Origin of the sequence: Orenia metallireducens (assembly GCF_003001995.1) — a bacterium.
GTDB lineage: Bacteria > Bacillota > Halanaerobiia > Halobacteroidales > Halobacteroidaceae > Orenia > Orenia metallireducens_B.
Genome location: NZ_PVNB01000005.1, coordinates 187,874 through 212,203 on the forward strand (window position 1 = coordinate 187,874; position 24,330 = coordinate 212,203).

Consider the following 24,330-nt stretch of genomic DNA (forward strand, 5'->3'; position numbering starts at 1 on the left):
TCTATTTTCTCCAAAAGGGCTACTTTTATAAATCATTATATATATCCATGTCTAAAGTAAGATTTATCTTGTTTTATTTTTCACTGTTCACTCACCACTTGTTACTTGTTACAATCATCCAAGCTAATATTATTTTAATCTTTATTTCAAAATTGGATGATTATAGAGGACTCTTCTTTGGCTTTCCTGCTCTTCTTGGGTAATTATTAGGAGTTGCTACTACCTTATCAATAATAACTAGGTTCCTCTGTGCATCTGTATAAGGCAAGTCTACCTCTACAACATCCATAATCATGCCTCCCAAGATTTCAATAGCATTTGTCCCCTCTATTACTTCTTCTTTCACATTAGTACCACGCTGAGCAACAAAAGCACCTCCAACCTTAGCAAAAGGAAGAGTATATTCAGCTAATACGTCTAGTGAAGCTACTGCTCGAGCTAAGACATAGTCATATTTTTCTCGATACTTCTTATCCTGACCATAATCCTCAGCTCGACCATGAATACACTCTACATCCTCTAGCCCAAGCTCTACAGCAACATGGTCTAAGAAGTTAATTCTCTTCTTTAATGAATCTAATAAAGTCACTTTAAGCTGAGGGTATATAATCTTTAGCGGAAGCCCTGGAAATCCAGCCCCTGTTCCTACATCGATAATTCTCTCATCACCATCTATATCCATACCTTCTACGCAAGAGATTGAATCTAAAAAATGCTTAATTACAATCGCTTCTGGCTCTTCTAGACCAGTTAAATTCATCTTTTGATTCCATTCATTTAAGATATTCATATAACTAATAAATTGTTCGACTTGCTTGGTTGTTAAATCAATTCCAAATTGCTTTGCACCTTCTACTAACTTCTCTTTATAATCCACTAATCTCGCCCCTTACTTCTTTCTAGTTGTTCTAAATAGATAGTAAGTACTGAAATATCAGCTGGTGATACTCCAGAAATTCTGCCTGCTTGCCCTAAAGATAAAGGTCTAATCTCATTTAATTTCTCTTTAGCCTCTAATCTTAAGCTCTTTACTTCATTGTAATCTATATCTTCAGGTAAGCTCTTATTCTCCAATTCCTGCTGCTTTTTAATCTGCTCTTGCTGCTTTTTAATATATCCTTCATACTTAAGCTGAATCTCTACCTCTTCTCTAACTGAATAAGGTAATCGAGGTCGATCTTGGTCCAACTCAGCTAAGGCTTTATAGCTTAACTCTGGACGTTTAATCAACTTGGCTAATGTCACCTTATTATTAATCTCAGTACTTCCTAGTTTAACTAAGTACTCCTGCACCCCTTCATCAGTTGGATATATCTCTGTATTCTCTAATCGTTCTATCTCTTCTTTAATTGCTTCTTTCTTATCTAAAAACTTCTGGTATCTCTCTTCAGAAATTAAACCAATCTCATATCCTAACTTAGTCAATCTTAAATCAGCATTGTCTTGGCGTAATACTAAACGATACTCAGCTCTAGAAGTCAGCATACGATAAGGTTCATGGGTACCCTTAGTCACCAAATCATCAATCAATACACCAATATAGGCTTCTGAACGCTTTAAGATAAATGGATCTTTTCCTTGAATTGCTAAAACAGCATTGATTCCAGCCATCAATCCCTGTCCACCAGCCTCCTCATAACCACTCGTTCCATTAAGCTGACCAGCTGTATAAAGGTTCTTAATCATCTTAGTCTCTAAGGTTGGCTTTAAAGTAGTTGGATCAATGCAATCATATTCAATTGCATAGGCTGGACGAATAATCTCTGCCTGCTCAAATCCAGGTAAGGTTCTTAGCATCTCTACTTGAACATCAACAGGTAAACTAGTAGAGAAACCAGATAAGTACATTTCATAGATATATTCACCTTCTGGCTCTACAAATAACTTATGGCGATCTTTATGTTGGAACCTATAAACCTTAGTCTCAATAGATGGACAATAACGGGGACCCTCTCCATGAATATCACCATTAAACATTGGAGAACGATCAAGATTATTTAAAATGACCTTATGGGTATCCTCATTAGTATGAACAATCCAACAGTCTTGTCTTTGGAGATTATTCTCAATACTATCATTCTCAAAGGAGAAGGCAATCTTATCTTCAAACTCAGGTTGTAATTCCAACTTACTAAAATCTATCGTCCGCTTATCAACCCTTGGTGGAGTTCCAGTCTTAAATCTAAATAGCTTAAATCCTATCTCCTTTAGATTATCCGATAGAGCATTTGATGGGAATTGATTGTGAGGACCAGAGCTATATCTAGTATCTCCAATAATAATTTCACCTTTTAAGAAGGTCCCTGTAGTTAAGATAATCTTCTTAGCTTTAAAAACTATTCCTGTCTTAATCTTAACACCAGTAACAGCATTATCTTCAACTATTAGTTCTTCCACCATAGCTTGGCGTACATCCAAATTCTCCTGCTCCTCTAAGACTTTCTTCATCTCAATATGGTACATCTTCTTATCAGCTTGAGCTCGCAAGGCATGGACAGCAGGACCTTTACCTGTATTGAGCATTCTAATTTGGATACAGGTCTTATCAATATTCTTGGCCATCTCACCACCTAAAGCATCAATCTCACGGACAATATGGCTTTTGGCTGGTCCTCCAATGGCTGGATTACAAGGCATTAAAGCAATGTTATCTAAATCAACAGTCAAGGCTAAGGTTTTAGCTCCCATTCTAGCAGCTGCTAAGGCTGCTTCACAACCTGCATGTCCTGTCCCAACTACTATTACATCATATTCTCTCATTCTTTTCCTCCTCTCTGCATCTCCTCTAAATAAATCATCAATACTGAAATATCGGCAGGCGATACACCAGAGATTCTTGAAGCCTGTCCAATCGACATCGGTCTAATATTATCCAGCTTCTCTCTAGCCTCTTTTCTCAAGTTAGTCAATTGGTGATAATCGATATCTTGAGGAATCTTCTTCTCCTCCATATATTTAAACTTATCAACTTGTTTTAGCTGTCTACCAATATAACCTCGATATTTAGTCTCAATCTCTAACTGTTCTCCTACCTCTTCATCTACCTCTGGAGCCTCTAAACTAAATCTCTTTAAATCCTTATAGCTAACCTCTGGTCTTTCAAGAATAGTAGCTAAGCTAACTGCTTTCTTTAAACCACCACTACCTAATTCCTCTAAAAGTCCACGAACCTCTTTAGTTGGAGTAACAGTTATTTCATTTAATTTAGCTAAGTTCTCTTTAATTGCAGTTCTTTTGGCTTCAACCTTATTATAATTCTCTTCACTGATTAATCCTAATCTATATCCAATTGGTGTTAACCTTAAGTCTGCATTATCCTGGCGTAAAATTAAACGATACTCTGCTCTAGATGTTAACATTCGATAAGGCTCACTAGTACCTTTAGTAACTAAGTCATCAATTAATACACCTATATAAGAATCAGAACGCTTTAGAATCAATGGCTCTTCACCTTTTATATCTAATACAGCATTAATTCCTGCCATCAATCCTTGAGCCGCTGCCTCTTCATATCCACTGGTTCCATTTAACTGTCCTGCTGTATATAATCCAGCTATAACCTTATTCTCCATCGTTGGCTTTAGTTGATATGGTGGTATATACTCATACTCTACTGCATATCCTGGTCGCATAATCTCAGCCTTCTCTAATCCAGGTACACTACGGACAACCTTTAGTTGAATCTCTTCTGGCATACTTGTAGTTAAACCATTAAGGTAAAGTTCATTTGTATATAAACCCTCTGGTTCAACAAAGACCTGATGAGTTAACTTATCAGGAAATCTCATAATCTTGCGGTCAATTGATGGACAATAACGGGGTCCACTCCCTTCCACAATACCTGTTGATAAGGGAGAATGTTCAATATTTTCTACCATCACCTCTCTAGTCTTCTCTCCAGTATAGGTTAACCAGCAAGGACGAGTCTCCCTATCTTCATATTCTCTAAAGAAAGAAAACTTAAGTGGTTCTTTAGAGCTTGGATGAAGGTTCATCTTCTCAGGGTCTATGGTATTTCTATCTATTCTTGGCGGAGTTGCTGTCTGGAATCTCTCTAAGTTAATCCCTGCTTCTTTCAAACTCTTAGCTAAATCAGTAGCAGCAAACTCTCCTTGCCTTCCTCCTGTATACTTAACATCCCCAATAATAACCTTACCATCTAATGAAGTTCCAGTAGTTAAAACTACCTTCTTAGCAGCATAGGTTACTCCAGTAATCGTCTTTACCCCTTTAACTACATTATCCTCTACCACTAAATCTGTTACTATAGTCTGCTTCAAATCTAGATTTTCTTGCTCTTGTAATACCTTAGTCATTTCATACTGATATTTATGTTTGTCAGCCTGAGCTCTTAAGGCATGAACAGCAGGCCCTTTAGATGTATTAAGCATTCTAATATTGATATAAGACTTGTCTATATTCTTGGCCATCTCTCCACCAAGAGCATCTATCTCACGGACAATGTGTCCCTTTGCAGGTCCACCTATTGATGGATTACAAGGCATTAAAGCAATATGGTCTGCATTTAACGTTAAAATTAAAGTTTTATAGCCCATCCTTGCAGCAGCTAAGGCTGCCTCACAACCAGCATGCCCTGCACCAACTACTATAATATCATAGTCTGTCATAACTATTCACTCCTCTATAACAAGTTACTTATCACTAGTATTTTCCTAAAAATCCCCTTCGAGTCTCAATAGACTCTTCGTGGTAGTACTTCTTTATCATAAAACTATAAAGAATTACTGCCTCATGAAGAATTACTTACCTAGGCAAAAATCAGCAAAAATTTGGTCGATAATATCCTCTCCGATAGTATCACCAGTAATCTCTCCTACTGCCTCTAAAGCAGCTCTTAAATCAATTGTAATAAAATCATTTGGCAAATCTAGCTCAAAGGTCTTTTTCACATCTAATAACATCTGATAAGCTCTATCTAAAGCATTTTTATGCCTCATATTTGTAATTAAAGTCTGGTCTTCATTCTTGATCTCACCACTAAAGACTAGATTAGAGATAACATCTTCTAACTCATCGATACCCTGATTTTCAACAGCAGCAGTCTTAACAATAGGTTTATCTGTTAAAATCTCTTCAATCTCTGTAAAATCTAATTTGCTATCAAGATCTAATTTATTAGCAATAATTACTGCATCCTTCTCTTTAATTGAACCCATTAGTTTACGATCTTCTGCTGTAATCCCTTGATGAGCATCTAATACCAACAAGACTAAATCAGCCCTATTTAAAAACTCTTCAGACCTCTCTACACCTATTTTCTCTACAATATCCTCAGTATCACGAATCCCTGCTGTATCAATTATTTTTACTGGGATACCATCAATATTAATTACCTCTTCAATAATATCTCGTGTAGTTCCTGGAATCTCAGTAACAATCGCTCTCTTCTCTCTTAACAAAGCATTTAATAAACTAGACTTACCGACATTAGGTCGCCCAATAATAGCTGTTTCTATTCCCTCTTTTAATATCTTACCTTTTTGGCTTGTCCTTAGTAATTTTTCTACCTTCTTAGCTATTCCATCTATTCTATCAGAAAGTTCATCAGAATTAAAGTCTTCAATCTCATCTTCAGGAAAATCGATAGTTGCCTCTAAATGGGCTAATAATTTAATTAAATCTTGTCTAATCTCTCCTACTTTTTGAGAAAGGCCTCCCTCTAACTGATTCATAGCAACCCTTAACCCAGTTTCAGTTTGAGAACGAATCAAATCTATAATAGCCTCTGCTTGAGCTAAATCTATCCTACCATTTAAAAAAGCCCTTTTGGTAAATTCACCTGGATCAGCTAAACGGGCACCTTCCTTTAAGATCAAATCCAAAACCTTTCTTAAAGGAACCATCCCTCCATGACAATTTATCTCAACAATATCTTCAGTTGTATAGGTTTTTGGAGACTTCATCACCAAAGTAATAACCTCATCGATAATTTCCTCTGTTGAGTCAACTATATGACCATAATGGGCTGTGTAACTATCAACTTCCAATAAGCTTTTACCTCTAATGCTTCTAAAGATTTTATTAACTATTTCAATAGCTTCTGGACCGCTAACTCTTATGATTCCAATTCCACCTTCACCAATAGCAGTTGAAATAGCAGCAATTGTATCTTTAACATACATATTTATCACCTCTAGTTTATAAGTTACCCAAAATTCTTTTTTCAATAAATAATTAAACAGACCCAGTATTTTAAAATACTGGGTCCTCAAATTATTCCTTTACAATAACTACTTTACGATAAGGCTCCTTGCCTACACTATAAGTATTGATATCAGATTTATTATGCAAAATCGCATGAATTACTTTTCTCTCTTGAGGCGGCATTGGCTCTAACATCACCTTACGCCCTGTCTTCTTAGCCTTATTAGCCATCTTAAGAGCTAAATTTTCTAAAGTCTCTTTTCTACGTCCTCTATATCCTTCTGCATCTAAAGCTACCCTTAAATAATCTTCTTTACCTTTATTAACTGCTAAATTAGTCAAGTATTGTAGAGAATCTAACGTCTTTCCTCGATGACCAATTATAATCGCTAAATCGTCACCTGTAATATTTAATAAGGCATCTTTTTCATTATTATCTTGAATAATTTCAACTGCAAGATTTAAATCCATCTCTTCTAATAACTCTTCTAAAAATTCTTTAGCCTTCTCTTTCTTATCAACTTTCTTTATAAGCTCTAGTTTAGCGTCTTTTCGCCCAATAAGACCTAGAAAACCACTCTGAGCTTCTTCTAACACTCTATACTCTACTTTATCTTCTGTAGTGTTTAATTCTTCTAATCCTCTACTAAGGGCCTCTTCTATTGTTTTTCCTGTAATAATGACCCTTTCCATGTTAATTCGATTCCTCCTTAAACTCCACATCAGGCTCCTTTGATATTAAGTATTGCTGTATTACCATAATTAAATTAGAGATAAACCAGTATAATAAAACCCCTGCTGGCAAGCTAGCTCCAATAAAGATGATAAATAGTGGCATAAATAAAGCCATCTTATTATCCGCAATGACTTTCTGTGGGTTCGACTTAAGATCATCAAAAGAAATATTTTGAGTCAATAAACTCTGAACTGCTGTAATTACTCCTGTTAATAAAACTAAAGGCATGTAACCTTGGCTTAAATCAGGTATTATTAAAAATGATTTACCAGCTAAGTCTTCCCACCCTCTTAAAGCTTGGAATAATGCAATTAAAATTGGCATTTGAACAACCATAGGTAAGCAACCTGATAATGGATTAATTTTATGCTTTTGATATAACTTCATAGTCTCTTCCTGAAACTTTTGCTGATTATCCCCATATTTCTCTTTTAACTTCTCAATCTCAGGCTGTATCTGTTGCATCTTCTTCATAGAACTTGTCTGTTTATGGGTTAAAGGATATAATATCAGCTTAACAGCTAAAGTTAAGATTATAATTGACAGACCATAACTTTTAGTATAGTCATATATTGTTCCTAACAAATTCTGCATTAAATCACCCAACCAACCAAACATTCCACCACTGCTAGTACCTTTTTTAAATTGAACATCTATTGTTGTATCACTAAAAGTAGCTATAACCTCTTTAGAGTTATCAACAATAAATTCCTTTGGATTTTCGCTATAAACATCCTGCTTTTCTTCATCACCCATATTATTAACATGCCAACTCTTAAACTGGTCTTTAGGATAAGCTGTTAAAGTTATCTTATCCCCCTGTGCATAACCTTGTTGATGGGGTTCAACAACAACCTTACTTTCACCAGTATAATCATCTGCTTTACTAATATTTAATTTATATTCTGGGTTTGTCGAGCATCCAGCTAATATAATTACTACTAAAATTAATACCAAAGATAATCTTTTATTTCTAAACATCATACTCCTCCTAAATAAATTTATTCTACCGGGTCATATCCACCAGGATGGAAAGGATGGCAACTTAAAATTCTCTTAATTGCCTTAGCTCCACCCTTTAATAGTCCATACTTATTTAAAGACTGAATAGCATATGTAGAGCAACTAGGATAAAACCGACAAGTGCTTTTTGTTTTTAAAGGTGAGATAAACTTTTGATAGAATTCAATTATTATAATTATTGTTTTCAAAACTATTCTCATTGATTTCATTCCTTAATTATTTTAGCTTTTTTAAAAAGATGATTTAAAGACTTATCTATTTGTTGATAACTAGTATCTACAATTGGTTTACGAGCAATTAAAACAATATCAATACCTGTAATTAATTTATCTTTATTATGCCTATAAGCTTCCCTAAAAACTCGCTTAATTCTATTTCTAACTACAGCTTTACCTATCTTTTTACTAACCGAATAACCTACTTTTCTTTCAGAACTACTATTATGCAGAACATACAAAACAATATAACGATCGGCAATAGATTTTCCATATTTATAAACCTTTTTAAATTCGTAGGTCTTCTTTAATTTTTTATCAATACTCATTTTAGGACAATCCTCCTCAAAAATAACAAACTAACCCTCCTCTGTAGTTATTCACAAAGTGTCTTATACAATTATAAATTATCAGCTTGTGTAATGTCAAGAATAAACACCTTACAAACAATTTATCCACAAAAACTGTTGATAAATTGTTTGTAATTTGTTATTATTAGTCTGTCTATCTAAGTTAAAAGACAGTTATTAACAGTAGAATATCAATAATAGGATTAGTTATCCACAAAATAATATGTTAATTGTGGTTAACTAATCATTTTTTAACTTTTAATTAAATAATCCACAGTTATCCACAGGTTATTCACAATTTCTGTGGATAACTCCGCTTAGGAGGTTATATTTTGAAAAAAGAAGATATTAAAGAGATTTGGCAAAGCACTCTTGATGATATTGAAAGTCAACTAAGTAAACCAAGCTTTGAAACCTGGTTTAAGCCTACTGAAATACTAGCAATCCAAAATAACACAATCATAATTGAAGTACCTAATGAATTTGCCAAGGATTGGCTAAAAACAAAATATTCTAATCTTATCAAAGAAACTCTTCTCAAAATTACTAATAAATCTCATCAAGTAAAATTTGTAATTCCTGAAATGAGCCAAGAGGAGATTTTCATAGAAGAAGAACAAGAAGAAGAAGCAGAAGAACCTAAAAATGAGGTTTTAGAAAAAAAAGAGACTGGCAGTTCAATTTTAAATCCAAAATATACTTTCGATACCTTTGTAATAGGAAATAGTAATCGTTTTGCTCATGCTGCTTCCTTGGCAGTCGCCGAAGCACCAGCTAAGGCATATAATCCCTTCTTTATCTATGGAGATGTAGGGTTAGGTAAGACACATTTAATGCATGCTATTGGACACTATATACTAAAACATAATTCTAATATGAAGATTATGTATTTAACCTCAGAAGAGTTCACTAATAGATTGATCAATTCAATCAGATATGATAAAACAATACAATTTAGAAATCAATACAGAAATATAGATATACTGTTAATAGATGATATACAATTTTTAGCTGGTAAAGAAAGAACCCAAGAGGAATTCTTTCATACATTCAATGCCCTTCATGATGCTAATAAACAGATAATCATCTCTAGTGATCGCCCCCCTAAAGAGATTCCAACTTTAGAAGAGCGTTTACGCTCAAGATTTGAATGGGGTCTTATTACCGATATACAAGAACCAGATTTAGAGACAAGGATTGCAATATTAAAGAAAAAAGCAACCTTAGAAGATTTAGAAGTACCAAATGACGTGATTGTTTATATTGCTAATAAAATAGAATCAAATATTAGAGAATTAGAAGGTGCTTTAATTAGAGTAGTAGCTTATTCATCATTGACAAATGAACGCATCAGTGTAGACTTAGCCCAAAGGGCACTTAAAGGAATTGTTGTTAATAATAACATTGAATATCATACCAAAGAGATTACAGTTGACTTAATTAAAAAAGTTGTTTCCAATCATTATGGAATAAGAATTGAAGAGATGGATTCTAAAAAGAGGACTAGAGCTATATCCTTCCCACGACAAGTAGCGATGTATATTTCAAGAGAATTAACTGATTTATCCTTACCACAAATAGGTAATAGATTTGGGGGAAGAGACCACAGTACTATCTTGCATGGTTATGATAAAATCAAAAATAAGATGACAGAAGAAGCTAATTTTAAAAGAACAATAGATACATTAATAGACAAATTAAGGAAAAAATAGTTGTGGATAACCTGTGGATAACCTGTGGATAACCTGTGGGTAATCGATCTTTTCTGTTGATAAATTAACCTGGAAGATTATAGGCTGTGGAATTGTGGATAATTATCAACAACTTATCAACAGCTTATCAACAAGCATAACCCTTTATAATATAAGGGCTAGCTGGAGTTTTCCACATTATCCACAACACCTACTACTACTACTACTATCTTTTTTATATAATATAAAGTAATAATAGATTTTTTTAATAAGAAGGTTTAAAATAAAAGTATAAGGGGGTACAATATGAGAATAGAGATCAGTAAAAAAGATTTTTTTGAAGGAATTCAAACAGTTAATAGAGCAGTTTCTTCAAAAACAACCTTACCTATACTTTCAGGTATTTTATTAAAAACAGAAGAAGATAAAATAAAGTTAGTTGCTACAGATTTAGAAATAGGAATTGAATTCTATGTTAAAGCAAATATTATAAGAGATGGCGCTATAGTTTTACCAGCAAAATATTTTACAAGTATAGTCAGAGAATTATCTGATGATCAAATTATATTAACAGCAGATTTATCCAATAATACTGCACAGATTAAATGTGGACAAGCACAGTTTAATATACATGGGTCTCCATCTGATGAGTTTCCTTTATTACCAAAAATAAATTCAAAAACAAGATTTACCATGTATCAAAATATACTTAAGGAAATGATTAATCAAGTAAAGTTTGCTATCTCTGACGATATAAGTAAACCATTTTTAACAGGTGGTTTATTGAAATTTGAAGAAAAAAACCTCCTACTAGTGGCAACAGATACATATCGTCTATCCTATAGAAGAGTTAGCTTTGATAGAAAAGATATAATTGGTGAAGAAGTTATTATTCCTAATAAAACTTTAAATGAAATTTCAAAACTCTTAAATGACAATGAGGATTTAGTAGAGATATCAATTACAGATAATCAAATTTTATTTAAATTTTCAGGAGTAACTATAGTATCTAGATTAATAGATGGTCAATTTCCTAATTATAAACAAGTAATTCCAAAGAAGAATAATACAAAAGCTATAATAAACAAAGTTGAGCTATTAAATTCCACTAAGAGAGCATCTTTATTAGCTAAAAGAGATTCTAATATTATTAAGATTAATTTACAGGAGGATCAATTAATTATTACCGCCAATGTCCCTGAAATAGGTCAGGCGTATGAAAGAATTTCTATTTCTTTAACAGGTCAAGAGACTGAAATAGCTTTTAATGCTACCTATTTGATGGATTGCTTGAAAGTAATAACTAGTGAAGAGGTTATCTTAGAATTATCAGGTTCATTATCACCTGGAGTTATAAAAGATAGCTCTGGGGATGAATATATATATATTATTATGCCAGTAAGAAGTAATTAAAAAGGAGGAGTTGTATATTATGAGAGAGATTAAATTAAATACAGAGAGCATAAAATTAGATCAATTTCTTAAATGGGCTAATTTGGTATCAACAGGTGGTGAAGCTAAAGTAATAATTAAAGCAGGAGATGTTAAGGTAAATGGCGAAATAGAAGAAAGAAGGGGTAGGACGCTAAAAGAGAATGATGTAATTGAATATCAAGATATAGAATATAAAATAATTACCTCTTAAGGGGTGAATGAATTAAATTGTATTTGTCCCAGCTTTACTTAAAGAATTTTAGAAATTATACAGAAGAGCATCTAAAATTTAATAAAAATATTAATCTCTTAATTGGTTCTAATGCACAAGGAAAGACAAATATTTTAGAATCAATTTATTTAATTGGAACAGGAGGTTCCCATAGAACTAATATTGATTCAGAATTGATTAATTGGCAGAAAGATGGTTTATATTTAAAGGGCGAATTAATAAAAGATAATCAAGATTATCAATTAGAATTATCACTTTTAGGAAGAAATAAAGAAATTAAGATTAATTCTAATCGTTTGAGTAGAATTAATGATTTAATTGGATACTTAAATATAGTGATATTTTCTCCTGAAGATTTAAGTTTAGTAAAGGGTAGTCCTAATTTAAGGAGAAAATTTATTGATTTAGAGATATCACAAATTAGCCCTTATTACAGGCATTTAATATCTAAATATGGCAAAGTGCTAAAGCAACGCAATAATTTACTAAAAGAAATTAGAGATAATAAGGCTCCAAAGGAAATGTTATCTGTTTGGGATCAACAATTAATCGATTTAGGATCGAAGATAATAAAGAAGAGGCTTGAATCTCTAATTAAATTAGGAATTCTATCTAAGCTAATGCAAAGAAAGATCACAAATGGTTTAGAGGCTTTAGAATTAAAGTATGATACTGAATTAGACTTAGATAATAATAGTTCAGAAGATGAGATAAAGGAGTCCTTTAAATTAAAATTAAAAGAAAAGAAAGAGAGAGAGATTTATCAAGGGGCAACAACACTTGGTCCTCATAGGGATGATATCTCCTTAATTGTAAATAATATAGATATAAGAAAGTTTGGTTCACAAGGGCAACAAAGAACTGCGGCTTTAGCTTTAAAATTGGCTGAATTAGAATTTATGAAGGGTGAAATTGGAGAATATCCAATTTTATTGCTTGATGATGTTTTTTCAGAACTTGATATTAGTAGAAGAAGTTATCTATTGGACACAATCAGAGATAAAATTCAGACTTTTATTACTAGTACTGATTTAAAGCATTTAGATGGTCTTAAAGGAAATCATAAGATTTTTGAAATAAAAAATGGATCAGCAATAGAGGTGTAAGCATGGCTGATTTAATTGAGAATATTTTAAGTAAAACCTTAAATAAGTTAGGAATAGATGAAAAGATTAGAGAAAAAAGGGTCTTAGATTTGTGGTCTGAAATAAATGGTAGTGAAATAATAAAACATACTGAAGCAAAGTATATTAATCAAGGAGTTTTGTTTGTTGCAGTTGATAGTCCAGTTTGGGCTCATCAATTGGTCTTTATGAAAAGAGAATTTATCAATAAGATAAATAGCAAAATTGGTAAGAAAACAGTTGAAGATATTAGATTTCAGTCTGGAAAGGTTTTCATTTCTAAGCCTAAAGAGAAAGAAGATATAGATTATAAAAGTATTGAACTTGATAATTTAGAAGTACAAGAGATCTCTGATATTGCAAACTGTATTTCTGATAGTGAATTAAAGCAAAAGTTTAGCAATTTATTGGAAGCAGAGACTAAAATAAAGAAATGGAAAGAAATAAATGAGTGGACACCCTGTCCAGAATGCTCAGTTTTAATTGCTCCTAATGAGAGTAAATGTGTAATTTGTGAATTAAAGGAGAAGAATAAAAAGATAGATATAAATAAAATAGAAGAGATATTAACTAATACTCCTTGGTTAAATTATCAGGAAATATTAAATATTTATCCAAATATTTTACAAGAAGAGTTTGAAAGAATAAAGAATCAATTAATTATAAAAATGAAAGTTAAATTAGATGAATTAATAGCTGATGCTTTGAAAAAAGAGACTAATTCTAAAGAAGTAAAAGTATTTGTTCAAAAATATGTTATGTTAGAAGCCAATGTTCACCCTAAGCATCTTAATAATAGATTGATTCATAAAATTATTGGGAAAAATTATATGAAGATATATCGTTCTTTGTAAGGAGGGGTTATAGTTGTTGCATTTAGGTGCTGGTTATATTATTCCTGCTAAGGATGTAGTTTTGATAGCTGATTTTGAATCGACAACCCATTCTAAAAAAACTAGAGAATTTTTAGAAGTAGCTGAAGAAGAAGGCTTTATTACTGATTTTTCTGAAGGAAATCCAAAGTCATTTATTGTAACTGATGAGACAATTTATTATTCTATGATATCATCTAGTACATTAAGCAAAAGAGTAAACTTTGCTTATAATCTAAACCGTGATGAGTAAAATCACGGTTTAATAAGTTTAAATGGAGGTTTTATATTTATGGGAAAAGAAATAAATTATGATGCAGAGCAGATACAAGTACTAGAGGGGCTTGAGGCTGTTCGTAAACGTCCAGGAATGTATATTGGTAGTACTAGTCTTAAAGGATTACATCATTTGGTCTATGAAATTGTGGATAATAGTATAGATGAAGCCTTAGCAGGATATTGTGATCAAATCACAGTTAAAATTCAAAAGGATAATATTATAACAGTTGAAGATAATGGAAGGGGTATTCCTGTCTCTATACATTCTAAGATGAATCGACCAGCTGTGGAAGTTGTAATGACTATATTGCACGCTGGTGGTAAATTTGGTGGTGAAGGATATAAAGTATCTGGAGGACTGCATGGAGTTGGTGTTTCTGTAGTAAATGCCTTATCAGAATGGTTAGAAGTAGAGATTAAAAGAAATGGAAAGGTTTATTATCAAAGGTATCATCAAGGTATACCACAAGCAGATTTAGAGGTTATTGGAGAGACCGATGAAACGGGAACTAAGATTGCTTTTAAAGCAGATTCTGAAATTTTTGAAGAGATTAATTATAAATATATTACTTTAAGTCAACGCTTAAAAGAGTTGGCTTATTTAAATCGTGGGATTAATATTAATATAGTTGATGAAAGAAAGGAAGAGAAAGTAGAGGATAGCTTTGAGTTTGAAGGAGGTATAATTTCTTTTGTTGAAGAGATTAATAATCATCAAGATCCAATTCATGATGAGGTAATTTATTTTGAAGCTGAAAGTGATGAGGCTCACATAGAGATAGCAATGCAATATAATACAGATTATGTTGATAAAATATTCACCTTTGCTAATAATATTAACACTCATGAAGGTGGAACCCATTTAAGTGGATTTAAAAGTGCCTTAACTAGGACTGTTAACGATTATGCTAGAAAGAGTAATTCACTTAAAGATAAAGATGAGAACCTTTCTGGAGATGATATTAGAGAAGGTCTTGTAGCTATAATTAATGTCAAACTATCTGATCCACAATTTGAAGGTCAAACTAAAACTAAATTAGGAAATAGAGAGATTCGGGGAATAGTTGACTCAATAACTTCTGAAAAATTGAGTACATTTTTAGAGGAAAATCCACAGATAGGTAAGATTGTTGTGGAGAAAGCAGTAACTGCTGCTAGAGCGAGAAAAGCAGCTAAAAAGGCAAGAGAGCTAACTAAACGTAAAAGTGCCTTATCTAGCACTTCCTTACCAGGTAAATTGGCTGATTGCTCATCTAAAGATCCTGAAGAATGTGAGATTTATATTGTTGAGGGTGATTCTGCGGGAGGTTCTGCAAAGCAGGGGCGTGATAGAGAATTTCAAGCTATTTTACCTCTGAAAGGAAAGATATTAAATGTTGAGAAGGCAAGATTAAATAAGATTTTAAGTAATGATGAAATCAGGGCATTGATTACAGCATTTGGAACCGGTATTTCTGATGAGTTTGATTTAAGTAAAGCTCGCTATAAAAAGATTATTATTATGACCGATGCTGATGTTGATGGTGCCCATATTACAACATTATTGTTAACTTTCTTTTATCGTTATATGAGACCTTTAATTGATGGAGGAAATGTCTACATAGCACAACCACCTTTATATAAGATAACTAAAGGTAGAGGAGAGTATTATGTTTATAATGACCGCCAATTAAAAAAATTACTAGAGGAGATCGGTAATAGTGGTATCTCATTACAAAGGTATAAAGGTTTAGGAGAGATGAATCCAGAACAGTTATGGGATACTACAATGGACCCTGAGAATAGAACATTAAAACAGGTACAAATTAGTGATGCTATTATTGCTGATGAGGTATTTACAACTTTAATGGGGGATAAAGTTCAACCAAGAAGAGAATTTATTCAAAACCATGCTAAAGAAGTTAAGAATTTAGATATTTAGGGGGATATTTATGATAGAATTTGATAATGAACGGATAAAACCAGTAGATATTGAAGATGAGATGCAAGAAGCTTATATAGATTATGCGATGAGTGTAATTGTTGCTAGAGCTTTGCCAGATGTTCGTGATGGTTTAAAGCCAGTTCATCGTCGTATTTTATATGCAATGCATGATTTAGGGATGAAGCCTTCAAAATCTCATAAAAAATCTGCTAGAATTGTTGGAGAAGTCCTAGGTAAGTATCATCCTCACGGTGATACTGCTGTTTATGATACAATGGTACGAATGGCTCAAGACTTCTCTTATAGATATCAATTGGTTGATGGTCACGGTAACTTTGGTTCTATTGATGGTGATTCTGCTGCAGCCATGCGTTACACTGAAGCACGAATGGCTCAAATCACTACTGAATTATTAGAAGATATCCACAAGGAGACTGTGGATTTTGTGGATAACTTCGATGGAAGTTTGCAAGAGCCAAGTGTTTTACCTGCTAAAATACCCAATTTATTGATAAATGGTACATCAGGAATTGCTGTAGGAATGAGTACTAATATCCCACCCCATAATCTAGGAGAAGTTATTGATGGGGTAATTACTATAATTGAGAACCCTGATATTAAGATTAGTGATTTAATGAAGATTATTAAAGGGCCTGATTTTCCAACTGGTGGTATTGTTATGGGAAGAAATGCCATTAGGAGATACTTTGAAACAGGTAGAGGAAAGGTAAAGGTCAGAGGGAAGACAGAAATTGAGGAATTGCCTAATGATAAATCTCAAATCATTATAACAGAGCTTCCTTATCAAGTTAATAAGGCTAGATTAGTTGAAAGGATAGCTAGCTTAGTTAGGGATGATAAGGTAGAAGGAATTTCAGATTTACGTGATGAGTCTGACCGGCGAGGAATGAGAGTTGTCATTGAGTTAAAAAGAGGAGTAAACCCTAAAATCACTTTAAATCAATTATATAAACATACCAGATTAAAGGTTACCTTTGGTACTATTATGTTAGCCTTAGTAGATGGAGAGCCTAAGGTATTAGGGATTAAGGATGTATTAAAGCACTATGTAGAGCATCAAAAAGAAGTAGTTACTAGAAGAACACAGTATGATTTAAATAAAGCAGAAGCACGAGCCCATATTCTAGAAGGATTTAGAATTGCTTTAGATAACATTGATCGAATCATTAAGATTATTCGTTCTGCTGATGATACAGTTGAAGCTCAAGATAATTTAATAAGTGAATTTTCTTTCTCTGAAAAACAAGCTAAGTCTATCTTAGATATGAGATTGCATCGGTTAACTAATTTAGAGAGAGGTAAGATTGAGGAGGAATATCAAGGTTTACAGGAGAGAATAGAATATTTCCTATCAATCTTATCTGATGATACAAAACTATTAGCAATTATTAAAGATGAATTATTACAAATGAAGGATAAGTATAGTGATGAACGCCGTACAGAAATTAGTGATGAAATAATCGATATAGATACAGAGGATTTAATTCCAGAAGAAGATATAATAATAACTTTAACTAATGATGGATATATAAAACAACTTCCTTTGGATACATATCGTAATCAACGTCGTGGAGGAAAAGGTATAATCGGTATTAAAACAAAAGAAGATGATATAGTTCAGGATATTTATACTACTTCAACCCATGATTATATACTATTCTTTACTGATAAGGGGCGCGTTTATCGGCTTAAAGGTTACCAAATCCCTTCAGCAGGAAGACAATCAAGAGGAACAGCGATCGTTAATCTCTTAGATATAGAGGCTAATGAGAAGATTACTGCTGTTATTACTATTTCAGAGTTTGAAGAAGAACGTTATTTATTTATGGCTACAAAAAATGGAATAGTTAAAAAGACCGATTTAGATGAGTATAATACAAACTATACTGGCTTGATTGCTTTAAACCTAGATGATGATGATGAACTAATTGATGTTAAGTTGACAGAGGGTAACTGTGATATTATATTAGGAACTAAAAAGGGAATTGCTATACGTTTTTCAGAAGACAATGTTAGAAGTATAGGACGTACTGCTCGTGGTGTAAAAGGAATTGACTTAGACCAAGATGATAGAGTAGTAGGTATGGATGTTGTAGATGATAATAAAGATTTATTAGTTATTACTAATAAAGGGTATGGTAAGAGAACACCTCTTAATAAATATCGAAGTCAAAGTAGGGGTGGAAAAGGATTAATTACTTTAAATAGAACTGATAATAATGGAGATTTAATCGATATTAAGGTTGTTAGTGAAGATGATGAAATTATGATTATTACAGCTGAAGGAATTTTATTAAGAACTTCTGTTGCAGAAATATCCTCGATGGGGCGTAATACTCAGGGGGTTAGAGTTATGAAGTTAAATAAAGGTGACGAGGTTGTATCCATTGGTTATATAAATACTAATGAAGAAGTTGAAGAAGTTGAAGAAGTTGAAGAAGTTGAAGAAGTTGAAGAAGTTGAAGAAGTTGAAGAAGTTGAAGAAGTTGAAGAAGTTGAAGAAGTTGAAGAAGTTGAAGAAGTTGAAGAAGTTGAAGAATAAAAAGAGGTGAGCTTAAGCTCACCTCTTTTTATTCTTTGGTAGGTAATTTCCCCCAACGTTCTTCTAAAGTTTCAATATTGTACTTGTCAATTAATTTAACAGGAGAGATTATTAACTTAATATCATGTTCTCCATTCTTTATTGTACGGTCCCAATTCCAATCTGTCCCTCTTACAATAAAGGATGCTACAATTAAGGCCTTTTTTCCCATAGTATAGGACATTTTATCTATAGTAGCATCTAATTTTCCTTGAGCTATAGCTATTGAGGCCTCTCTACTTGCATCTGATCCGACCACAAATACTTTCTCACTCATATTATTCTCTTCTAAGGCAGCTATAGCTCCTAAAGCTAATTTATCATTATTAGCTATAATACCATCAATCTTTTGATTATCCTTTAAAATTTGATCTATAGTTTCTTTAGCTAATTTTTTTGACCAATTATGATGAAATTCTTCCTTAATTATTTTAATTTCCTTATTGTTTTTTAATTCACTTTCATTGCCTATTGTGATATTATCAGTTACATTTGTATTTTTGTCACCTTTTAAGATGATAATATTACCCTTTTTATCTATTTGATCAGCTAAGTAACGGGCTTGTAGTTGACCTGCTCTAAAGTTATCGGCACTAATATAAGCATCAACTTTTGAGTCTTTTGGTAGCCTATCTAAAGCCACTATAGGAATATTTAATTTATTTATTAATCTAATAATTTCTTTCCCTGGTTCATCAGTTCTAACAGCATGAAAGATAATTATATCTACTTTCTGTTCAATTAGAGATTTAATATCTTCTTCTTGCTGTCTAATATCATTATTTGCATCTTTCCAAATAATATCTGCATTTATTTCTGTTTTATATTCCATAATTGCTTCTTTCATAACTTTATATACATCTTCTTTCATATTAGCCATACTAACCCCTACTACCATTGGATTTTCAGATTCTATAGGAATTGTAAAAGGGTTTAGATCTTCTGCACTGAATTTACAGCCTCCAATTATTAAGATAAAAAACATTAAAATTATCATTCTACTTTTTCTGTTCATAATAATCCCCACTTTACTATGGTTAATATTTTAAATTATAATTGTAAAGATTGATTATATTAATCTATTTGATATCACCTTTAGTTTAATAAAAAATAAAAATTATTATACTTAATATTAAAGATTGATTTGGTTAATAATATAAAAGAACTAGGTAAAGAGGAGGTCTGCAATGTTTTGGGATAAAATAACAGGAAAAAAGAATATAGAAAATATTGAAGAAGATAAGAAAGAGATAAATAAAGTAGGGCTAGAGGACAGTGTAAGAAAGAATGAGGAGATTATCAAGGATTTAATTGGTGAGAGTAGTGATGTTGTATTTAGAAAATTTAATTTAGCTAAAGATGAAGAAAGTCCTGCAATGTTAATATACATAGATGGATTAACCAATACTGATATATTAAATTTACATATTATAAAGCCTTTATTAAGTGATTTAAAAGAAGAGGATTTAACTGAAAATAGTATTGAAGAGCAGGTAGATTTAATTACAGAATCAATTGTAACAACTCATGAGATAAAGTTAGAAAAGAAGATGGACAAATTAATTACAGCAGCTTTATCTGGAGATTCAATATTATTAATAGAAGGTCTTAGTCAAGGTTTTATTATTGCTAGTAAAGGCTGGGATGCTAGGTCAATATCAGAACCAACTACAGAATCTGTTATCCGTGGACCTAGAGATGGATTTACTGAAAATCTAAGAACAAATACCTCACACATTAGAAGAAGGTTAAGAGATCCAGGTCTAAGAGTAAAAGGAGTTGCAGTTGGTGAAAGGAGTAAGACAGACATAGCTATTCTTTATATAGAAGGTGTGGCTAATCCCCATATAGTAGATGAGATAATGAATAGAATTAAATCAATTAAAGTTGATGGAGTTTTGGAATCTGGTTATATTGAGCAGTTTATTGAGGACAGTCCTTTTTCTCCATTTCCTCAATTACAGCATACAGAAAGACCTGATAAAGCAGTAGGTAATCTACTAGAAGGAAAGGTTGCTATAGTTGTAGATGGAACCCCTTTTGTATTAATTGCACCAGCTGTATTTGAGCAATTTTATCATTCTCCAGAAGATTATTATAATAGGACTGTAATTGTAAGCTTACTCAGAGTGGTTAGAGTGATTGGGCTTATGATTTCTTTAGCTTTACCTGCTTTATACATAGCACTAACTTCTTTTCATTTTGAAATGTTACCAACGGTATTTGCTCTATCTATTGCTGGGGGAAGGGCTCAAGTTCCTTTGCCTGCATATTTGGAAGCATTCTTAATGGAGGGAATTATTGAAATATTACGTGAAGCTAGTGTTCATCTGCCCAATGTTATTGGTTCTACTATAGGAATAGTAGGAGGTTTGATTTTAGGAACTGCAGCAGTTGATGCAGGTTTAGTAAGTCCTGCGATGGTGATAGTAGTAGCTTTGACCACAATTGGTTCCTTTACTGCACCTACGTATTCGGTGTCTAATGCTATTAGAATTTTACGCTTTATATTGATGATTTTAGCTTCAAGCTTTGGATTATATGGATTAGTAGTAGGATTAATAGCAACTTCTATTCATATGGCCTCTTTAAAATCTTTTGGAATTCCATATCTAACACCTTATGCACCATCAAGATTAGAAGATTTAAAAGATAGTATTATTAGATTTCCTCTTTGGAAGATGAATTTTAGACCTACCTTAATGAGGACTAAAAATTCTAAAAGAGAAGAAGCTAAAGAAGAGGGTGATAAAAATTAAGAAGGAAGGAAAGGTAACAGAAAGGCAGTTCTCTGCAATTATTATCAATACTATTCTTGGTGTAGGTATTTTAACTCTACCAAGGGAGGCTGTATCTTTTGCAGATAATGCAGGTATAATTTCAGTTATTTTAGCATCGCTGCTCTCTTTAATAAATTTACTTATTATAATTAGGTTAGGATTAAAATATCCAGATAAAACAATATTTGAGTATTTACAGATACTCTTAGGAAAAATTTTAGGAAAAATAATTAGTTTTTTTATTATTTGTTATTGGTTTGTCTTTACTGCATTTGTAATTAGAACTTTTAGTGAATTAATAGTAACTGCTGTTTTACCTAAAACACCAATAGAGGTTGTAATAATAATAATGTTATTACTTGTAGCTTACTTATCATACAAAGATATTCAAGTATTAGGAAGAGTTAATGAACTATATGTTTTTATAGTAATAATTCCTATTTTGCTTTTAACAATACTTTCCTTTAAAAGAGGTCATATGATATATGTATTACCTGTTTTTCGTGGACATAGTATGGTAAATATCTTAAAAAGTACAGGAAGGTCATACTTTTCTTTTTTAGGGTTTGAAATAGTAGCTATAATTCTTCCTTTTATTACAACTAAGAAATTATCTATAGAGTATGGAATTAAAGGGTGGTTAATTCCATCGATTTTGTCAGTGATAGTTGTAATAGCTTCAATTTCTGTTTTTGGTGTTTTTGAATTAAAGAATCTGGTATGGCCTACTTTTGAGTTGATTAAATCAACACAATTTTTTGCTTTAATTTTTGAGAGATTAGAGGTTGCTTTTATTGCAACCTGGGTAATTGCTCTGTTTACAACTGCTTCTAATTTGCTCTTTGGAATAGCCATGGGAGGAGCACAAATATTAAATTTACATAAACACAAGACATTGGTGCTTTCTTTATTACCATTATTATATTTATTTGCTTTATCTCCTAGGAATGCTTATGAATTATTTAATTTGGTTGATATTGTTTCAATAGTAGGGTTAATATTAACTACTATTTTACCAATTATTCTATTAATATTAGCAGAAATTAGAGGTAAAGGAGGTAAAGCAATTGATGAAGAAAGTAATTAAGATAATGATTATTGTTTTATTAATGAATTTATTATCAGGATGTTGGGACAGAAGGGATATAGAAGCAACTGTTCCGGTATTAGGTGTAGGTATTGATTTTATAGAAGAAGAAGATAGAGATTTAACTAAAAGTAATAAAGTAAAGGTTACTATTCAAGTACCTATTCCAGCCAATATGGAGCAAGGAGAAGATGTAGTTTGGATAATAAGCAGTGTAGGAGAAACTGTAGCAGGAGCAATAGATAATTTACAAAACAAATTGAATCAGGAGCTATTTTTTGGTCACTTGCAGGTTATTATATTTAGTCAGGATATTGCTAAGGAAGGAATCAATAAATATTTAAATTTCTTTAGAAATTCACCACAAATAAGAAGATTAAGCTGGTTATTAATTGCTGAGGATACTGCAGAAGATATAATTAAATCTGAACCAAAGTTAGAGAGTATCCAATCAATCTATCTAACTCATATGCTTAATAATGGGGTTTCTACAGGTAGAATTCCAGACATCAGGTTAGGAGATTTCTTTATTAGATTATCAAATCCTGGAGAACAAGCTACTGCAGTAATGCTTAAAGCAGACAAGGAGATAATAGATTATATTGGTTTAGCAGTATTTGAAGGTGATGAGTTTGTAGGTTCATTGGATCAGCCAGAAACTTTATATTATCAAAGGACATTAGGTGTTCCTAATGATACTAGTAATTTGGTACTTGCTTGTGATCCAACTACTGAGATTGATCGTTTAACAATCAAAATGCAAGAAGTATCTAGTAAATTACAACCAGAGTTAAAAGAAGACAAAATAATCATGAAGATAAAATTAAAGGTAGAAGCTAAGGTTTTAGAGCAGCTCAACAAAAATAACTTAGGAAGAGAAGATGTGGTGCATCAAATTGAAAGACGTATAGAAAATAAATTAAAAAGAGAGATTGATAAAGTTATAGAGAAGACACAGAGTAAATTTCAAACTGATATTTGGGGTTTTGGTGAATATGTTAGAGCATATTATCCTGAATATTGGAACAAGATTAAGTGGGAAGAAGAATTCCCTAAAATTAAAATTAGTACAGAGGTTAAAGCTTATATTAGACAAGTTGGTATGATTAATTTCACAGGAAGATAGCAAATTGATTAAATATAAAACTGAATAATCCTATAAGAATATATAAATAACCTATTGTTTTAAGTATTTTTATATCTGAACTTTGATTTTCCCTATAATTTATAGATAAAAGAGAGATTAGACCTGCAAATAGAGAAATAAAAATAAAGTAAGGTGAATATAAAAAATTAAATATTGTTAGTAATGAATTTAACATATAAATACCTCCTTTACTAATTATCTTTTCTATAATTTTAATTAAATATGTAGAGATAAAAAAATTATTGACAGTTTAAATTATAGATGTTATTATATCAATTACTGTTTGCAAGAAAAGGATTTATTTATCTTCTATTAATAAGTATAGTTAAAATTAAGTGAATTAATAAGTACTTTATTAAATATTGATATTTATTTTCTCTTGACGAGACTCAGTGCTTTTGATATACTATATCTTGTCGCTTGTTAAGAAGTCTTTTGTTTTATAAAAAACTTCTTGACAGAGATTCTTTAGAATGGTATGATTAATGACGTTGTCGCTAAAAAACTTTTAAAAAGTTATTGACAACTGAAATGAGATTTGATAAGATATTAAATGTCGCTACTAAAGGTGACGCTAAATTTGGTCTTTGAAAACTAAACAATGCAAGTTTTGACCAAGCGTAATATAGAGCTAATCAAACTTTTGTTATTAAATGTGTATTCACATTT

At 31.9% G+C, this 24,330-nt stretch carries 20 protein-coding genes; 11 read left to right on the forward strand and 9 right to left on the reverse strand.

Annotated elements, in window-relative coordinates; all coding sequences use genetic code 11:
* Positions 1-160: 160 nt before the first annotated feature.
* The 8 genes from rsmG to rnpA all read right to left on the reverse strand — a co-directional run bounded on the left by rsmG (position 161) and on the right by rnpA (position 8,468).
* Positions 161-877 (reverse strand): 16S rRNA (guanine(527)-N(7))-methyltransferase RsmG, encoded by a 717-nt coding sequence (rsmG, locus tag BX659_RS05525; protein ID WP_097016818.1) that lies wholly within the window; start codon positions 875-877, stop codon positions 161-163.
* Entirely contained in the window at positions 877-2,760 is a 1,884-nt protein-coding gene (gene mnmG / locus BX659_RS05530) for a tRNA uridine-5-carboxymethylaminomethyl(34) synthesis enzyme MnmG (RefSeq protein ID WP_097016819.1), read from the reverse strand. Before mnmG (BX659_RS05530) ends, rsmG begins: the two co-directional genes overlap by 1 nt.
* The gene (gene mnmG, locus BX659_RS05535) at positions 2,757-4,628 is read right to left on the reverse strand and encodes a tRNA uridine-5-carboxymethylaminomethyl(34) synthesis enzyme MnmG (protein ID WP_097016820.1); all 1,872 of its coding nucleotides are present in this window, start codon (positions 4,626-4,628) and stop codon (positions 2,757-2,759) included. The genes mnmG (BX659_RS05530) and mnmG (BX659_RS05535) overlap by 4 nt, the downstream gene beginning before the upstream one ends.
* A 132-nt stretch (positions 4,629-4,760) precedes the next feature.
* Positions 4,761-6,143 (reverse strand): tRNA uridine-5-carboxymethylaminomethyl(34) synthesis GTPase MnmE, encoded by a 1,383-nt coding sequence (gene mnmE / locus BX659_RS05540; RefSeq protein WP_097016821.1) that lies wholly within the window; start codon positions 6,141-6,143, stop codon positions 4,761-4,763.
* A 91-nt stretch (positions 6,144-6,234) separates the two neighbouring features.
* Positions 6,235-6,858, reverse strand: coding sequence for an RNA-binding cell elongation regulator Jag/EloR (gene jag / locus BX659_RS05545; protein WP_097016822.1), 624 nt, complete (start codon positions 6,856-6,858; stop codon positions 6,235-6,237).
* A 1-nt stretch (position 6,859) separates the two neighbouring features.
* Positions 6,860-7,882, reverse strand: a complete 1,023-nt coding sequence (locus BX659_RS19385) for a YidC/Oxa1 family membrane protein insertase (RefSeq protein ID WP_253250667.1) — start codon at positions 7,880-7,882, stop codon at positions 6,860-6,862.
* A gap of 20 nt (positions 7,883-7,902) precedes the next feature.
* Positions 7,903-8,133 (reverse strand): membrane protein insertion efficiency factor YidD, encoded by a 231-nt coding sequence (gene yidD, locus BX659_RS05555; protein WP_097016823.1) that lies wholly within the window; start codon positions 8,131-8,133, stop codon positions 7,903-7,905.
* Positions 8,130-8,468 (reverse strand): ribonuclease P protein component, encoded by a 339-nt coding sequence (gene rnpA / locus BX659_RS05560; protein ID WP_097016824.1) that lies wholly within the window; start codon positions 8,466-8,468, stop codon positions 8,130-8,132. The genes yidD and rnpA overlap by 4 nt, the downstream gene beginning before the upstream one ends.
* A gap of 353 nt (positions 8,469-8,821) precedes the next feature.
* On the opposite strand from rnpA, the gene dnaA reads away from it, so the two are divergent.
* The 8 genes from dnaA to gyrA all read left to right on the forward strand — a co-directional run bounded on the left by dnaA (position 8,822) and on the right by gyrA (position 18,608).
* Complete coding sequence (dnaA, locus tag BX659_RS05565; protein WP_097016825.1) at positions 8,822-10,201, forward strand: chromosomal replication initiator protein DnaA; 1,380 nt, start codon at positions 8,822-8,824, stop codon at positions 10,199-10,201.
* Between the two features lie 285 nt (positions 10,202-10,486).
* Positions 10,487-11,593, forward strand: coding sequence for a DNA polymerase III subunit beta (dnaN, locus tag BX659_RS05570; RefSeq protein ID WP_097016826.1), 1,107 nt, complete (start codon positions 10,487-10,489; stop codon positions 11,591-11,593).
* Positions 11,594-11,612: 19 nt separating this feature from the next.
* Complete coding sequence (locus BX659_RS05575) at positions 11,613-11,825, forward strand: RNA-binding S4 domain-containing protein (RefSeq protein WP_097016827.1); 213 nt, start codon at positions 11,613-11,615, stop codon at positions 11,823-11,825.
* A gap of 23 nt (positions 11,826-11,848) precedes the next feature.
* Positions 11,849-12,952: a DNA replication/repair protein RecF gene (gene recF / locus BX659_RS05580; protein WP_308870672.1), complete on the forward strand. Its 1,104-nt coding sequence runs from the start codon at positions 11,849-11,851 to the stop codon at positions 12,950-12,952.
* Positions 12,953-12,954: 2 nt separating this feature from the next.
* Positions 12,955-13,824, forward strand: coding sequence for a DciA family protein (locus tag BX659_RS05585; protein ID WP_097016829.1), 870 nt, complete (start codon positions 12,955-12,957; stop codon positions 13,822-13,824).
* Positions 13,825-13,837: 13 nt separating this feature from the next.
* Entirely contained in the window at positions 13,838-14,095 is a 258-nt protein-coding gene (remB, locus tag BX659_RS05590) for an extracellular matrix regulator RemB (protein WP_097016830.1), read from the forward strand.
* A gap of 39 nt (positions 14,096-14,134) precedes the next feature.
* A complete protein-coding gene (gene gyrB / locus BX659_RS05595) occupies positions 14,135-16,042 on the forward strand; it encodes a DNA topoisomerase (ATP-hydrolyzing) subunit B (protein ID WP_097016831.1) in 1,908 nt (635 codons plus the stop codon).
* Between the two features lie 10 nt (positions 16,043-16,052).
* Entirely contained in the window at positions 16,053-18,608 is a 2,556-nt protein-coding gene (gene gyrA, locus BX659_RS05600; RefSeq protein ID WP_097016832.1) for a DNA gyrase subunit A, read from the forward strand.
* 28 nt (positions 18,609-18,636) lie between these two features.
* Here the strand turns inward: gyrA and BX659_RS05605 are convergent, their stop codons facing one another.
* The gene (locus BX659_RS05605) at positions 18,637-19,632 is read right to left on the reverse strand and encodes a substrate-binding domain-containing protein (RefSeq protein WP_258176112.1); all 996 of its coding nucleotides are present in this window, start codon (positions 19,630-19,632) and stop codon (positions 18,637-18,639) included.
* Between the two features lie 202 nt (positions 19,633-19,834).
* Between BX659_RS05605 and BX659_RS05610 the strand changes: the two genes are divergently transcribed.
* The 3 genes from BX659_RS05610 to BX659_RS05620 are packed head-to-tail and all read left to right on the forward strand — an operon-like array spanning position 19,835 to position 23,640.
* The gene (locus tag BX659_RS05610) at positions 19,835-21,406 is read left to right on the forward strand and encodes a spore germination protein (RefSeq protein ID WP_097016834.1); all 1,572 of its coding nucleotides are present in this window, start codon (positions 19,835-19,837) and stop codon (positions 21,404-21,406) included.
* Positions 21,393-22,514 (forward strand): GerAB/ArcD/ProY family transporter, encoded by a 1,122-nt coding sequence (locus BX659_RS05615; protein WP_097016835.1) that lies wholly within the window; start codon positions 21,393-21,395, stop codon positions 22,512-22,514. Before BX659_RS05610 ends, BX659_RS05615 begins: the two co-directional genes overlap by 14 nt.
* The gene (locus BX659_RS05620) at positions 22,498-23,640 is read left to right on the forward strand and encodes a Ger(x)C family spore germination protein (protein WP_097016836.1); all 1,143 of its coding nucleotides are present in this window, start codon (positions 22,498-22,500) and stop codon (positions 23,638-23,640) included. Before BX659_RS05615 ends, BX659_RS05620 begins: the two co-directional genes overlap by 17 nt.
* Positions 23,641-24,330: the final 690 nt, after the last annotated feature.

Excerpts from the sequence above, each read along its gene's own strand:
- mnmG (WP_097016819.1), bottom strand. The coding sequence starts at position 2,760 with ATGAGAGAATATGATGTAATAGTAGTTGGGACAGGACATGCAGGTTGT.
- jag (WP_097016822.1), bottom strand. The coding sequence starts at position 6,858 with ATGGAAAGGGTCATTATTACAGGAAAAACAATAGAAGAGGCCCTTAGT.
- BX659_RS05605 (WP_258176112.1), bottom strand. The coding sequence starts at position 19,632 with ATGTTTTTTATCTTAATAATTGGAGGCTGTAAATTCAGTGCAGAAGAT.
- mnmE (WP_097016821.1), bottom strand. The coding sequence starts at position 6,143 with ATGTATGTTAAAGATACAATTGCTGCTATTTCAACTGCTATTGGTGAA.
- dnaN (WP_097016826.1), top strand. The coding sequence starts at position 10,487 with ATGAGAATAGAGATCAGTAAAAAAGATTTTTTTGAAGGAATTCAAACA.
- gyrA (WP_097016832.1), top strand. The coding sequence starts at position 16,053 with ATGATAGAATTTGATAATGAACGGATAAAACCAGTAGATATTGAAGAT.
- BX659_RS05620 (WP_097016836.1), top strand. The coding sequence starts at position 22,498 with ATGAAGAAAGTAATTAAGATAATGATTATTGTTTTATTAATGAATTTA.
- gyrB (WP_097016831.1), top strand. The coding sequence starts at position 14,135 with ATGGGAAAAGAAATAAATTATGATGCAGAGCAGATACAAGTACTAGAG.
- rnpA (WP_097016824.1), bottom strand. The coding sequence starts at position 8,468 with ATGAGTATTGATAAAAAATTAAAGAAGACCTACGAATTTAAAAAGGTT.
- BX659_RS19385 (WP_253250667.1), bottom strand. The coding sequence starts at position 7,882 with ATGTTTAGAAATAAAAGATTATCTTTGGTATTAATTTTAGTAGTAATT.
- BX659_RS05610 (WP_097016834.1), top strand. The coding sequence starts at position 19,835 with ATGTTTTGGGATAAAATAACAGGAAAAAAGAATATAGAAAATATTGAA.
- BX659_RS05585 (WP_097016829.1), top strand. The coding sequence starts at position 12,955 with ATGGCTGATTTAATTGAGAATATTTTAAGTAAAACCTTAAATAAGTTA.
- mnmG (WP_097016820.1), bottom strand. The coding sequence starts at position 4,628 with ATGACAGACTATGATATTATAGTAGTTGGTGCAGGGCATGCTGGTTGT.
- yidD (WP_097016823.1), bottom strand. The coding sequence starts at position 8,133 with ATGAAATCAATGAGAATAGTTTTGAAAACAATAATTATAATAATTGAA.
- BX659_RS05575 (WP_097016827.1), top strand. The coding sequence starts at position 11,613 with ATGAGAGAGATTAAATTAAATACAGAGAGCATAAAATTAGATCAATTT.